Origin of the sequence: Vreelandella gomseomensis (genome assembly GCF_031451645.1) — a bacterium.
Classification (GTDB): domain Bacteria; phylum Pseudomonadota; class Gammaproteobacteria; order Pseudomonadales; family Halomonadaceae; genus Vreelandella; species Vreelandella gomseomensis.
Window position 1 is genome coordinate 1 of record NZ_JARWAI010000018.1, and the last position, 14,012, is coordinate 14,012.

The following is a 14,012-nucleotide window of genomic DNA, read 5'->3' on the forward strand; positions in this document are numbered from 1 at the left end:
GCACGTTCTTCAGTGCAGAGTTCAGAATATGACATGGATACAACACCCTACCGGTTTGGTCAGGTGTTGCACTCAGAATTTGCGGCCGAGCACTTTTCAATGAAACGCTACGAACCTGATAAGAAAGAATTAATTTTTATTATTATTTTCAATGCATTATGTCAAAAAAAGACCAAACCTCGATTAAGGAAAAGTATTAACAATGCTTTGTAAGCCATGGATTATTTTGTTGTAAGATATCTCTTACAGTGTATCGTCCATGGCTTTCAGCGATTTTCTCTGGCCTCTCTTTGACAAAGCGCGCGTCGGGAAACACAGGGTTACTGTCGGGACTAACAGGCTGCTAGTGGGCTTCATCCCAGTTGCTGCCACTTTCCGCCTCGACAATCAACGGCACGCTCAACTGCACGGCACCCTGCATACGCTGCTGCACCTGCTTGATAAAGCTCTCTACCTGAGACTCGGCGACTTCAAACACCAGTTCGTCATGCACCTGCATGACCATTAGCGCATCAAACTCGCCCTCTGCCAGCCAGGCATCCACATCGATCATCGCCTGCTTGATGATATCCGCCGCGGTGCCCTGCATGGGCGCGTTGATCGCGGTACGCTCGGCACCCTGCCGACGGTTACGGTTTTGCGAGTGAATTTCCGGTAGGTAGAGGCGGCGCCCCCGCACAGTTTCCACATAGCCATCTTCCGCTGCCTGGGAGCGAATCCTGTCCATATAACGGGCGACGCCTGGGTAGCGGTCAAAGTAGCGATCAATGTAAGTTTGTGCCTGATTACGCTCTATATGCAGTTGGCGTGACAGGCCCCAGGCACTCATGCCGTAGATCAAGCCGAAGTTGATCGCCTTGGCGCTGCGCCGCTGATCGCCGGAGACTTTTTCAAGCGAGGTACCAAAAACCTCCGCCGCCGTGGCAGTGTGGATATCGCGCCCCTCGGCAAAGGCTTCCAGCAGTCCCTTGTCTTCCGACAGGTGCGCCATGATACGCAGCTCGATCTGTGAGTAGTCGGCCGCCACGATGCGATAACCGGGACGAGCCACAAACGCCTGGCGAATCTTGCGGCCTTCTTCGGTACGGATAGGGATGTTCTGCAGGTTAGGATCGGACGATGACAGCCGCCCAGTAGCCGTCACCGCTTGGTGGTAGCTGGTATGCACACGCCCGGTGGCTTTGTTCAAAAGCCGCGGCAGCTTGTCGGTGTAGGTGGACTTCAGCTTGGCCAGCCCCCGGTGTTGCATAATGACTTTGGGAAGCGGGTAATCCAGCGCCAGCTCTTCCAGCACCGCTTCTGCGGTCGAAGGAGCGCCTTTGGGGGTTTTCTTGATCACCGGAATTTTCTGTTCTTCAAACAGAATCTGCCCCAGCTGCTTGGGTGAGCCCAGGTTGAATTCGCGCCCTGCCAGTTCATACGCCTGGCTTTCCAGCTCACGGATGCGGGCTTCCAACTGCTGGCTGTGCTCATGAAGGCGTTCTGCATCCAACGCTACGCCATTGCGTTCAATGCGCGACAGCACGCTGACCAACGGCAGCTCCAGATGATCCAGCACCTCGGCGAGGCGGCCTTCGCGTTCTACCTGGGGGCGCAGGGTTTCCTGCAACCGCAGGGTAATATCCACGTCTTCACAGGCGTACGGGGCCGCCTGCTCAAGCGCGACCTGATTGAAGGTCAGCTGTTTGGCGCCTTTACCAGCGATGTCTTCAAACGAAATGGTGCTTTCACCCAGATACTTCAGCGCCAGGGAGTCCATGTCGTGGCGGGTAGCGGTGGAGTTCAACACGTAGGAGGCCAGCATGGTGTCGGCCAGCGGCCCCGCCACGGCAATATCATAGTTGGCCAGCACGGAAATATCGTACTTGAGGTTCTGGCCAATTTTGGTTTTCTGGACGTCTTCCAGCAGCGGTTTCAGCGCGGACAATACCGCTTTGCGGTCAAGCTGCGCCGGGGCATCCAGGTAGTCATGGGCAACCGGAATATAGGCAGCTTCCCCCGCTTCCAGCGCCAGCCCAATGCCAACGATTTCGGCGTCCATGTAGTTGAGGCTGGTGGTTTCCAGGTCGAAGCAGAAACGCTCGGCGTTAGTGAGCCGGCTCAGCCAGGCGTCGAATTCGCTTTGGCTGACGATGACGTGATCATGCCGCTCGCTGGGGGCAGGCGCCGCGCTTTCGTCAGCGGCGCTCGCGGGCGCCGGCTCGCCGCCCTTCACGTCGTCAACGCCCTCATCTGTGCCTTCCAGCAGCTCGCCAAGCCACTGCCTGAACTCCATCTCTTTGTAGAGTTCCACCAGCGCGTCGCGGTCGGGGTGGGCGATGTCCAGATCGTCCAGCCCCACCGGCAGGTCGCAGTCGACTTTGATCGTGGCGAGCTGGTAAGACAAAAACGCCTGCTCGCGGTGTTCCTCAAGCTTCTTGGGCAGCGTCTTGGCTCCCCGGAATGACAGCGTCTTGACCCGCTCGAGATCCCCATAGATGGTATCCAGCCCCCCGCCCATGCCCTGCAGCAAGCCAATGGCGGTTTTTTCCCCGACCCCGGGCACGCCGGGAATGTTGTCCACCTTGTCGCCCATCAGGGCGAGAAAATCGATAATCAGCGCCGGCGGCAGGCCGAACTTCTCCTCCACTCTGGCTTCGTCGAGGGTTTCGTCCTTCATGGTGTTGACCAGCGTGATATGAGCGTTAACCAGCTGCGCCATGTCCTTGTCGCCGGTGGAGATGACCGCGTCGCGCCCCGCCTGGGTGGCGTGGTGGGCCAGGGTGCCAATCACGTCGTCGGCTTCAACGCCTTCAATACATAGCAGCGGCAGACCGAGGGCTTTCACGCACTCGTGCAGCGGCCTGACCTGGCTGCGCAAGTCATCGGGCATTGGCGGGCGATGGGCCTTGTACTCGCTGTACAGGTCATCGCGAAAGGTTTTACCTGGCGCGTCGAACACCACGGCCATGGGGCTGTCGGGGTAGTCCTTGATCAGCCGCTTGAGCATGTTCAACACTCCCTTCACCGCCCCCGTCGGCTGGCCGTTGGAGGTGGTGAGCGGCGGCAGCGCGTGAAACGCGCGATACAGGTACGAAGAGCCATCGACGAGCACGATCGGAGCACGGGCCATAACCAGGTTCCATTGTCAGCAAACAGTAAGAAAGTCTGCCGGTCATGATACGCGTTCAGCGCCTGCGGTGCAGACCCAAGATGGCTCGACGAGCGTGTCGAAAGCGAGACAACGCTGCCAACTGAGGCATCAAGCCGCTACAATAACGGGCTTAGCAACCTGGGCGAGATTCTCATGGCAGTATTCACCCCGCTTAGCGACGCACAGGTCGCTACGTTTTTAGAAAAATTTGATGTCGGCCGTTTCGTTTCGCTGAAGGGCGTGGCGGCCGGCACCGAAAATTCGACCTTTTTTGTGACCACCGACCGCCGTGAGCTGGTATTGACCCTGTTCGAGCAAGGCGAGCATGCTGAGCTGCCGTTCTTTGTCGAGTTACTGGACTACCTGGACGAGCACCGTCTGCCGGTACCCGGCACGGTTCACGACCGCGACGGCGTGGCCCTGCACAGCCTGGCGGACAAGCCGGCCCTGCTGTTCCCGCGCTTGCCGGGCCGTCATCCCCAAGCCCCCAACCTGGCCCAATGCCGGGCACTGGGCGATACCCTGGGGCGTCTGCATAAGGTGTCGCAGCACTTTCCCGGGCACCGCCCCAACCCGCGCGACCTGCACTGGCTGCAAGCCATGCACCACAAGGTGCTGACCTACTTGAGCGCTGACGACCAGACGTTGATGAAAGACGAGGTCGATGATTTCGAAAGCGCCTTTGCCAAGCACGACGAACTGCCACAAGGCGCGCTGCATGGCGACCTGTTCCGCGACAACACGCTGTTTGAAGGCGATACGCTCGGCGGCATTATCGACTTCTACAACGGCTGCACCGGCGACCTGCTGTTTGATCTGGCCATTGTGATCAACGACTGGGCCTCCAACGAGGACGGTACGCTGAATGGCGAGCGCTACACGGCGATTCTGAGCGCCTATCAATCACGCCGCCGCCTGACCGCGGACGAGCGCACCCTGTGGCCCACTATGCTGCGCATGACGGCGCTGCGCTATTGGCTCTCGCGGCTGCTGGTGGTGTACGTGGACCCGCCCGCCCACGACCTGACCCCCCATGACCCCGACCGCTTCCGTACCATTCTGAAAGCGCGCATGGCGCATGGCGCGCTCCCCCTGCCCGAGGCGTCTTCATGAAGGCGGCAGCCACTCACAGCACCTCGGCTCAGCGCGCCCGCCGCACCTGGAATATCGACCAGTGGGGCAGCGGCTACTTTGATGTGGACGACCGTGGCCAGGCGCTGGTGCGACCGCTGGGCAGCGATGCCGAGGGTCCGGCGCTGCCACTGAGCGGACTGGTTCGCAAGCTGCAGCAGAGCGGCTTGCGCCTGCCGGTACTGGTGCGTTTCAGCGACATTCTTCACGACCGCGTTGAGCAGCTGTGCGGCGCCTTTGACGTGGCCATGCAGGAGCTCGACTATACAGGCGGCTATACGGCGGTTTACCCCATCAAGGTCAACCAGCAGCGCCGCGTGGTGGAAGAGATACTGGCCACTGCGGAACGCGGCCGCGGCCGTGTCGGCCTGGAGGCAGGCAGCAAACCCGAACTCCTGGCGGTACTCGCCCTCTCCGACGGCGGCTCCTCGCTGATCGTGTGCAACGGCTACAAAGACCGCGAATACATCCGCCTGGCGCTGCTGGGCGAGAAGCTTGGCCACCGGGTGTACCTGGTGGTGGAAAAGCTCTCCGAACTCGACTTGATTCTGGAAGAAGCTCGCGAGCTGAACGTGACGCCGCGCATCGGCCTGCGCGCCCGGCTCGCCTCGGTGGGCAAAGGCAAGTGGCAGAATACCGGCGGTGAAAAATCCAAGTTCGGCCTCACCGCCAGCCAGATTCTCAGCGTCGTCGAGACCCTGCGCACCCAGGAAGCCCTCGACAGCCTGCAGCTCGTGCACTTTCACCTTGGCTCGCAGATCGCCAACATCCGCGATATTCAGCGCGGCCTACGCGAATGTGCCCGCTTCTATCAGAACCTGCTCAGCCTGGGCGCGCCGATCGATACCGTCGACGTGGGGGGCGGCCTGGGCATCGATTACGAAGGCACCCGCTCGCGCAGCGACTGCTCGGCCAACTATTCGATGCGCGAGTATGCGCGCAACGTGGTCAGCGCCTTTGCCCAGCTGTGCCAGGACGCCCAGCTGCCCGCGCCGCACCTGATCAGCGAGTCTGGCCGTGCGCTCACCGCTCACCATGCGGTGCTGATTACCAACGTGATTGGCGACGAGCGCATCGACGATACACCTCCCGAACACTCCCATGCGGGCGACCCGCAGGTGGCGGCGCTGTGGCGCGTCTTCGAGCAGCTGGCCGAGCCTCAGGAACCGCGCGTGCTGGTCGAGGCATGGCACGATGTCTTCCAGGCGGTCAGCGAGCTGCAGGATCGCTTCGTGCTCGGGCTGAGTGATATCAACGCCCGCGCCGAAGGCGAACGCGTCTATATGGCGGCGTGCGTGCGTCTGCGCGACCAGCTCGACACCCGCAACCGCGCGCACCGCGAGATCCTGGATGAGCTGGCCGAGAAGCTGGCCGACAAGCTATTCGTCAACTTTTCGCTGTTCCAGTCGGTGCCGGACGTCTGGGGTATTGAGCAAATCTTCCCCGTCCTGCCGTTAAGCGGACTGGACCAACCGCCAACCCGCCGGGCGGTGATTCAGGACATTACCTGCGATTCAGACGGCCGTATCGATCAGTATGTCGACGGCCAGGGCGTCGAAAGCACCCTTCCCCTTCCCGAATGGATCAGCGACGACGAGCGCTGGCTTGGCTTCTTCCTGGTGGGAGCCTATCAGGAGATTCTGGGTGATCTGCACAACCTGTTCGGCGATACCGATTCGGTGGACGCTGCCCTGGGGCCCGACGGCGAATGGCAGCTTTCCAACGCCCAGGCCGGGGACACCGTGGCTGAGGTACTCGCCTACGTGAACTTCGATGCCCGGGTGTTAAAGCAAAAGCTCACCGAGCAGCTCATCACCAGCAGCTTTTCCACCCAGGAGCAGGCACGCTTTGCCGCCAGCCTGTCCGAGGGGCTCGAAGGCTACACCTACCTGGAGTAGCGACGCCATCTGCAAACCTTAGCCAACGCAAAAGGCCACCGACCCTGTCGGTGGCCTTTTGATTGGGCGGCTGTTTAGCGAGCGCCTTGGTTTAATCGACGCCGCCTCACTCAACCACGCTGGTGGTGATATCCAAACCACCGGTCAGCGTCATACGGAGCGTGGCGCCGCGGGGCAGCTCACCCACCCCTGACGGCGTGCCGGTTAAAATGACGTCCCCCGGTTCGAGGGTAAAGTGGCGGCTCATCTCTGCGAGCAGGGTGGGGATGGTAAAGATCATGTCGGCCCCTTCGCCGTGCTGGCGCTCTTCACCGTCGATTTCCAGGGTAAAGGCCAGTGCGTTCCAGTTGGGCACGCGGCTTAACGGCAGAAAGGGGGAAAGCGGGCAGGCGCCGTCAAAGGCCTTGGCGATTTCCCAGGGATGGCCCTTTTCCTTCAGTTGGGACTGCACATCGCGCAGGGTGAGATCGAGCGCCAGCCCCAAACCGGTAATCGACGCGCTGGCTTCGTCCGGGGTGGCGTCGGAAATCGTTTTACCCACCAGCAGGGCAAGCTCGATCTCGTAGTGAATCTCACCGCGATGGAACGGCGGTGCGAGCGGCTGCTTGATATCCACGACGCTCGTCGCGGGCTTGATGAACAACAGCGGCTCGCTGGGAACGGGGTTATCCAACTCTTTGGCATGGTCGGTATAGTTGCGGCCAACGCACACCACCTTGCCCAGCTGATGGGGACAGGCTTGACCATCGGTAAACTGTGGAACAAAACGCATGGTGGGGAGACTCCTTTTTATGGTGCGCATTTTAGCATGCGCACCAGTCTAACCCAGCCTAGCGATTGTTCCACACATCGCTGACCGCCGGTTTACCTTCCCGCCTCACTCGGCCATCGACCAGGTGTCGTCGGGCGCGTGGGCCAGAAAGTCGGGGCGCGGCTTGGGCGCGGCATAGGGCTCGCGGCAGCGGTTGTCCGGGCGGTTAAACACAAAGAACACATTGCTGCGCGGATCCGGCGACAGGTTGGCATTCGAGGCGTGCAGGGTGTTGCAGTCAAACAGCAACAGGCCCCCGGCCTTGCCCTTGGGCGCCTCGATGCCGTGCTCGGCGACCAGTTCGGTCAGCGCTTCTTTGCCGGGCACGCCGACTTCCTGCGCCTTCAGCGAGCGCTTGTGGTTATCCTCCGGCGTCTCACCCAGACACGGCACGAATTTGTTGTGCGACCCGGGAATCAGCATCAAGGGGCCGTTGAACTCGTGGTTGTCGGTCATGATCAGCGAAGCACTGACCGCATGCATGCTTGGCATGCCGTCTTCGGCATGCCAGGTTTCAAAGTCCGAGTGCCAGTTGAAACCTTTACCGGCAAACCCGGGCTTGTAGTTGATACGCGACTGGTGCACGTAGGGGTCTGCGCCGATCAGTTGCCGTGCGGCACCCGCCAGACGCTCGTCGCGAGCCAGTTCTCCAAAACGCTTGGAGAGAAAGTGCACCGCAAACAGCGAACGGATTTCCTGACTGTCCGGCTCGGTGACGCTGAAGGGTTGATCGCGATAGGCTTCATTGTTCATGAGCGTCTGCATTTCCCGACGCAGCTCATCGAGCTCTGAACCGGAAATCAGGTTGGGAATGAACAGAAACCCTTTACGCTCGAACTCGTCGAGTTGCGCCTGGCTAAGCGGACCTGTCAGGTGACGACCTTTGACAACATCTTCCTGGCGCGGCTGCCAGAGTGATGCAGGCGCTTCCGACAACCGCGACGGATAAGGATCCTTGACCATCGAAAGCTGCGCCGACGGTACATCCGCCATTTCGCTGTACTGCTTCTGCGTTTTTAAAACATTGAGAGGTGTATTGCTGACTGTCATCTAATCCACTCCTTGTATGATTAAATTTCAGATCATTCTCAGAACAATCATCTTGCAGTGCACAAGGTAGACAATCTCAGTCCCCCTGCAAGGCATGCCCGCTCAGTTCATAACATGGGTTACGTGAAAAAAATTCACTTTTTGAGCAAGCAAGCACAGAAGGGCTCATGGATTTTATATGGCCTTTTTAACCCGATTCAAGTCGACGCCCATCCATACCAGTACAAAACATCACCATAAAAATCACATGTAGAACCCCTGTATACTTTATGATCAAACACTTTATTGAGCACCGGAGGTCTCATGCTGATCCTGCAGAAACTTCACAAAACATTCAGCACGCCGCAGGGAGAACTACCGGTACTCAACGGTATCGACCTGGCGCTTGACCAGGGCGAGAGCCTGGCCTTGATGGGCGAGTCGGGCAGTGGCAAATCGACGCTACTGCATCTGGCAGCAGGCCTTGATCTGCCCGATCAGGGCCGTATCAGCATTGACGGTCACGAGCTTTCTACCCTGGACGAACCCGCACGCGCCAGACTTCGCCGTGAGCATCTCGGACTTGTCTTTCAGCAGTTCCATCTGGTGCCCAGCCTGAACGTCATCGATAACCTGCGGCTTCAGGCCCGACTGGCGGGCCGCGAGGACGCCGAATGGACTGCCCACCTGATGGCGCGTCTAGGGCTTTCCGGTCGCGAGGCCTACTACCCCGAGCAGCTGTCGGGTGGCCAACAACAGCGCCTGGCGATTGGTCGCGCGCTGGCCGCTCGCCCCCGGCTGTTGCTCGCGGATGAGCCCACCGGCAACCTTGACGAGCAAAGCGCTGATACCGTCCTCGCGTTATTGCTCGACCTGGTAAAAGAGACACGTTGTGCCTTGTTGATGGTGACCCACAGCGCCCGCGTGGCGGCACCGCTGAGTCGCCTGGTGCGCCTGCATATGGGACGCTTGAAGGATAATGCCCCATGATGCTTCGCGTACTGCTCACCCTGTTGAGCCACTATCGCCGCCATCCCGGCCAACTTGCCATGCTGCTGCTTGGGCTTTGGGTGGCAAGCGCCCTGTGGAGCAGCGTGCAAGCCGTCAACGCGACCGCCAAGGACAGCTACGCCCGTGCCAATGCGCTGTTCAGTGCCAACGTTGACGAGCTGGCGCGGCGCGATGGCCAGCCGCTCACCCGCGAGGACTACCTGAGCCTCCGACGAGCCGGCTTACCCGTCTCGCCGATGCTGGAAGGCACCCTGGAAATCGATGGGGAACGCCTGACCATCGTCGGCATTGACCCGCTCACCTTGCCAAGCAGCAACACGCTGGGCGCCAGTGGTGCCGCGTTGACAGCCTTTATCACGCCACCCTGGCAAACCCGGCTCGCACCCGACACGCTCGACTTGCTGGGGCTTTCGCGACAGCAGGCGCCAGGCATGACGCCTGCTGTCGATAATACGCAAGACAGTGCGGGAGATGGTGCTGGAGATAGTCGCCAGCGCCTACCCCCGCTGGCACTGCGCGCCGACCTCCCACCGAATACCCTGGTGATGGACATCGCCGCAGCCGCCCGGTTGCTGGATCGCGATAACACCTTGAGCCAGTTGGTCACCGCCCCGGGTGCGCTATCAACAGCGCCCGAAGGCTACCGGCTTACCCGGGCCGCGACGCTGGCATCGCCTGAGCAGCTTACCGAGAGCTTCCACCTCAACCTCACCGCCCTGGCGCTGCTGTCGTTAGTGGTCGGCCTGTTTATCGTCCAGGCCGCACTGGGGCTTGCCATGGAACAGCGCCTGACAACACTAAGAACGCTGCGCGCCCTGGGCGTCCCCGCCGCCACACTCGTTATGGCCATGCTGCTCGAGTTGCTGGTACTCGGCGTGCTGGGCGCCGCGCTTGGGCTGGCCAGCGGCATCTGGCTGGCGGGCCAGCTACTCCCTGACGTGGCCACGACGCTGTCGTCGCTTTATCAGGCCGACGTCAATCGAAGCCTGGTACTGCCATGGCACTACTGGGTAGGCAGTCTGGCGATTACCTTCGGCGGCCTGCTGCTGGCGGGTAGCGGTGTCCTCTGGCGGGCCGCTCGCCTCAACGTGTTGGCCCTGGGCCAGTCCCAGGCATGGCGGCTAGCCTACCAGCGCCAGCTAAAGCGCATGACGCTTGGTGCCGCCGGGGTGGCCTTTCTCGCCCTGGGGTTAGCACTGTGGCTTGGCCTACTACCGCCCGGCCAGGGTGTCCTGGTCAGCTTTGGGTTTGTTGCCGCACTACTGTTGAGCAGCGCGCTATGCCTGCCGCCGCTGATAAATGGGGTGCTCCACTTGCTGCAGCGGTGGCTCCGCCGTCACCCGCTTGCCCACTGGGCGGTCGCCGATATTCAGCTACAGCTGCCGCGCCTTTCCCTGGCCATGATGGCGCTGTTGATTGCGCTGGCCACCAACCTGGGCGTCAGCAGCATGGTCGGTGGCTTTCGCCTTACCTTCCTGGACTGGCTGGACCAGCGGCTGGCCGCCCCGTTATATATCAATGACTCGCCGTCGACCTTGGCCCCCATGCTGGATTGGCTCGATGCGCGGCCTGACGTTGCCGAAACACTGCCTACTGCCCGCGGCAGCGTCGACCTGCTGGCAGTGGACGATACGCAGGAACAGGGGGCCCGCGAGCGCATTGCGCTGTTCGGCATCACCCCGGCAGCCACCATCACCGACCGCTGGCCGCTGATTGATACCATCTCAGGAAGGTCCGCTGCCTGGGCGTCGCTATCGGCGAACAGCGTGTTTATCAACGAGCAGATGGCCGTGGCACAGCAGCTCGCACCAGGTGACGAAGTAACGCTGGATACCCCGCAAGGGACGAGACCATTTGAGATTGCTGCGGTTTACCCTGACTACGGCAACCCACGTCAGCAGATCCTGGTACCCACAGAAGTGCTTATTCAGCACTTCGGCGGCGAGGTTGCCTCAATAGGCCTGGTAGTCAACGACAGCGCTGACCATCAGGCCTTACGCGAGGCACTGGCGAATAGTTTTGATGTATCCCCGGAGGCGATGGTCGATCAACAGGAAATCAAACGGCTGGCGACGCAAATTTTCGAGCGCACCTTTACTATTACCCGTGCTTTGAACGGCCTTACCCTGGGCGTCGCGGCATTAGCGCTGCTGGCGACACTGCTGGCCCAGGCGCGAGATCGACAGCGCCAGCTGGCGTCACTATGGGCACTTGGCGTGCCGCGTAAAACGCTGACCCTAATGCCGCTCTTTCAACTCGGCGGGCTGGCATTGTTAACCGGAGTAGTCGCGATCCCGCTGGGCATTGCCATTACCTGGACGCTCGTGGCCATCATCAACGTTGCCGCGTTTGGCTGGCGGCTACCGCTCTACCTTTTCCCCTGGGATATACTCATCACCCTGGCCACCGCGCTGGGCGTGGCGGTGACTGCCGCCGCCCTGCCATCGCTTCAGCTGTGGCGGACCTCTCCCCAAGCGATGCTCAACCAGGGGGCCACATGAATTATTCCCGGTTATCGACTGCGCTCGTGGCGATGGCATGTGCCATCCTCATCGGCTGCCAGAAATCCCCTTCCGATGCCGCCCCCCAAGGGTTTGCCGGGCTGGGGGCAAACGCGGAAGAATTTGCTCAGGCGGATGCATCCACGCCATTGAGTTTCCCCCGGGATCACGGGGCGCACCCCGACTACCGCATCGAGTGGTGGTACCTGACCGCCAACCTTGAAGACGACCAGGGCCAGCCGCTTGGTCTTCAATGGACGCTGTTTCGCCAGGCGCTAACGCCGCCCGATGAACGCCCTGACCCAGCGCCCTGGACCGCCGATCAGGTGTGGATGGCGCATATGGGGATCTCCCGAGGCGCCACCCATGTCGCCGCCGAGCGCTTTGCGCGCAGCCATAGCCAACACGCAAATGGGCAGGCGGGCGTCAACGCAGCCCCCTTTGAGGCCTGGATTGACGACTGGGTACTAAAAAGCCCGGAGGACGCCAGCTTCGAGGACTTCACCCTCAGCGCCTACAGCGGCGAGGGGGCGGACCGTTTCGGCTACTCCCTCACCCTTGAACCCCAGGGTCCGCTCGTCCAACACGGGGAAAACGGCTTCAACGCTAAAACCGTGGAAGGCCAGGGCTCGCGCTATTACAGCCAGCCGTTTTTACAGATTACCGGGCAGGTCACGCTCAACGGCGAGACCCGCGAGGTCAGCGGCCAAGGCTGGCTGGACCGCGAATGGAGCAGCCAACTGCTCACCCCGGAACAGACCGGCTGGGACTGGTTTTCGCTGCACTTGAATGACGGCCGCAAGCTCATGGCCTACCGGTTGAGAGGCGGCGGTGAAGACGGGGGCGACTATGCCTTTGCCCATTTAATCTCAGCGGACGGAGAAACCGAGCTCATCGGCGCCGACCGCGTCACGCTGACGCCGCTGAAAACGCAACCCGTCGCCGGCCGAGACATGCCCACACGCTGGTCGCTAACGCTGCCCGACGCGGACCTGCAGCTTACCGTCGAAGCACGCCACCCAAATCGCTGGATGCCCACTTCGGTACCCTACTGGGAAGGCGATGTCGTGGTTCGCCAGTCAGAAACGCAGGAAAAGATCGGGGTTGGCTATCTGGAGATGACGGGGTATTGATCGCTTTCTTGGCAAAACAGAAGGCAGGTTATGTCGGTTACCCCCGCTACGCCAGGCTTAAACCTGCTGCGACTGAAAGAGTCGCTGTCCGCCGCTCACCTACGCTTGTCCAGTACCTATATAGAGCACCTAAGCTGGCAGGACTGCATCGAACGCTACGACCGCCCGCACACGCTCTTTTATATGGACTCACCCTACTGGCAGACAGAAGGATATGGGGTACGGCATAGAACAGTACGAGGAAATAGCGAGCATGCTGGCCAAGCTCAAAGGCAAGGCCATCATCAGCCTCAACGACCACCCAGACATCCGCCGGATCTTCGCGGACTACCACATCGAAACCATCGACATCCGCTACACCGTCGGCGGCGGCAAAGGCTCAGACGCCAAAGAAGTGCTGATCTTCAGTTGGGATTTGAGTGCCGAACCGGCGGGATTATTTTAAGTGCCTACATATCGAGGAGAATTATCTATGCTGCAACCAGCGCTGGTCCAACAGATTCTAGAAGCTATTGGGGAGGGTGAGTATGTAGGCACCCGACTAGGCCAACTCTACAAACAGTTTGTAGGCGATGATGTTCAAGCAGCGAGCGAGAACGAATATCTAAAATTTGTCTACCACATGGACGAAATCTACGACGCTGGCCTTATCAAAAATCGCGATCTCAAACCGGAATATCGATGGGGACAATCACGCGCGCTGGGAGGGGGTAGAAGTTACGCAAATGTCCACCTAATACTTACGCCTGTGGGAGCAGAGGTGCTCAAAGAGCTCAACAAGCCTAAAGGGCTAGACAGGTTAATACAGGCTATCAGGTCAGCAGGAGCAGTGACCGGACAAGAGGCACTGAAATATGGAATCAGCGAGCTATTCAAGGGGGCAGCTAGCTGACATGTTTTAGTGCCAAAGTGCCTGCAAATTCAAAGCAGGCTCCCTTACTGGTATCCGTGCCAAATAAAACGCTAGAAAATGCCAAATGCGGCGCGCGTTTACACCAACGGGTGGACACTTTGTGTACATACACAAAAAAGCCGCCCTGGAAGGCGGCCTTTTAAAATTCTATAACGTGATGTTTTTAAACCACTTTTAGTGGTGCCGACACCAGGAGTCGAACCCGGGACCTACTGATTACAAGTCAGTTGCTCTACCAACTGAGCTATGTCGGCTTCACGTAAAGTCGGCAATGGCTGGGGTACCAGGATTCGAACCTGGGAATGCCGCTACCAAAAAGCGGTGCCTTACCACTTGGCGATACCCCAGCAGTGTGGTGGCCAGAGACGGAATCGAACCGCCGACACGGGGATTTTCAATCCCCTGCTCTACCAACTGAGCTATCTGGCCGCTGCCAACGGTGCGTATTAAAC

The 14,012-nt window shown here is 60.1% G+C and carries 11 protein-coding genes and 3 tRNA genes; 8 read left to right on the forward strand and 6 right to left on the reverse strand.

All coding sequences use genetic code 11. The annotated features are described in order from the left end of the window. Positions 1-213 (forward strand): hypothetical protein (locus QC815_RS16950; RefSeq protein ID WP_310541187.1); only part of this gene is annotated, 213 nt, incomplete at its 5' end. A gap of 130 nt (positions 214-343) precedes the next feature. Here QC815_RS16950 and polA read toward each other — a convergent pair. Continuing rightward, positions 344-3,112, reverse strand: coding sequence for a DNA polymerase I (polA, locus tag QC815_RS16955; protein ID WP_310541190.1), 2,769 nt, complete (start codon positions 3,110-3,112; stop codon positions 344-346). Between the two features lie 174 nt (positions 3,113-3,286). Between polA and QC815_RS16960 the strand changes: the two genes are divergently transcribed. Continuing rightward, on the forward strand, positions 3,287-4,246 hold the full coding sequence (locus QC815_RS16960) for a homoserine kinase (RefSeq protein WP_230448478.1): 960 nt from the start codon (positions 3,287-3,289) through the stop codon (positions 4,244-4,246). After that, positions 4,243-6,162 carry a biosynthetic arginine decarboxylase gene (gene speA, locus QC815_RS16965; RefSeq protein ID WP_310541192.1) on the forward strand — a complete coding sequence of 640 codons (1,920 nt, stop codon included), beginning with the start codon at positions 4,243-4,245 and terminating at the stop codon, positions 6,160-6,162. The genes QC815_RS16960 and speA overlap by 4 nt, the downstream gene beginning before the upstream one ends. Before the next feature lie 106 nt (positions 6,163-6,268). Here speA and QC815_RS16970 read toward each other — a convergent pair whose 3' ends face one another. Then, positions 6,269-6,934, reverse strand: coding sequence for a fumarylacetoacetate hydrolase family protein (locus QC815_RS16970; RefSeq protein WP_230448480.1), 666 nt, complete (start codon positions 6,932-6,934; stop codon positions 6,269-6,271). Between the two features lie 105 nt (positions 6,935-7,039). Beyond that, positions 7,040-8,023 (reverse strand): ectoine hydroxylase, encoded by a 984-nt coding sequence (gene thpD / locus QC815_RS16975; RefSeq protein WP_230448481.1) that lies wholly within the window; start codon positions 8,021-8,023, stop codon positions 7,040-7,042. Positions 8,024-8,326: 303 nt separating this feature from the next. Here thpD and QC815_RS16980 point away from each other — a divergent pair, with 303 nt between their 5' ends. The 5 genes from QC815_RS16980 to QC815_RS17000 all read left to right on the forward strand — a co-directional run bounded on the left by QC815_RS16980 (position 8,327) and on the right by QC815_RS17000 (position 13,539). Then, on the forward strand, positions 8,327-8,992 hold the full coding sequence (locus QC815_RS16980) for an ABC transporter ATP-binding protein (RefSeq protein ID WP_230448482.1): 666 nt from the start codon (positions 8,327-8,329) through the stop codon (positions 8,990-8,992). Then, entirely contained in the window at positions 8,989-11,514 is a 2,526-nt protein-coding gene (locus tag QC815_RS16985; protein WP_230448483.1) for an ABC transporter permease, read from the forward strand. Before QC815_RS16980 ends, QC815_RS16985 begins: the two co-directional genes overlap by 4 nt. Further along, positions 11,511-12,647, forward strand: a complete 1,137-nt coding sequence (locus QC815_RS16990) for a lipocalin-like domain-containing protein (protein ID WP_310541197.1) — start codon at positions 11,511-11,513, stop codon at positions 12,645-12,647. The genes QC815_RS16985 and QC815_RS16990 overlap by 4 nt, the downstream gene beginning before the upstream one ends. Positions 12,648-12,900: 253 nt before the next feature. Next, positions 12,901-13,092: a hypothetical protein gene (locus tag QC815_RS16995; protein ID WP_310541199.1), complete on the forward strand. Its 192-nt coding sequence runs from the start codon at positions 12,901-12,903 to the stop codon at positions 13,090-13,092. Between the two features lie 27 nt (positions 13,093-13,119). Beyond that, positions 13,120-13,539: a hypothetical protein gene (locus tag QC815_RS17000; protein WP_310541201.1), complete on the forward strand. Its 420-nt coding sequence runs from the start codon at positions 13,120-13,122 to the stop codon at positions 13,537-13,539. Between the two features lie 199 nt (positions 13,540-13,738). On the opposite strand, the gene QC815_RS17005 is transcribed toward QC815_RS17000, so the two are convergent. The 3 genes from QC815_RS17005 to QC815_RS17015 all read right to left on the reverse strand — a co-directional run bounded on the left by QC815_RS17005 (position 13,739) and on the right by QC815_RS17015 (position 13,989). Beyond that, positions 13,739-13,814: transfer RNA gene (locus QC815_RS17005), tRNA-Thr, on the reverse strand. An 18-nt stretch (positions 13,815-13,832) separates the two neighbouring features. After that, positions 13,833-13,907: transfer RNA gene (locus tag QC815_RS17010), tRNA-Gln, on the reverse strand. Between the two features lie 6 nt (positions 13,908-13,913). Then, a tRNA-Phe gene (locus tag QC815_RS17015) sits at positions 13,914-13,989 on the reverse strand. Between the last annotated feature and the right edge of the window lie 23 nt (positions 13,990-14,012).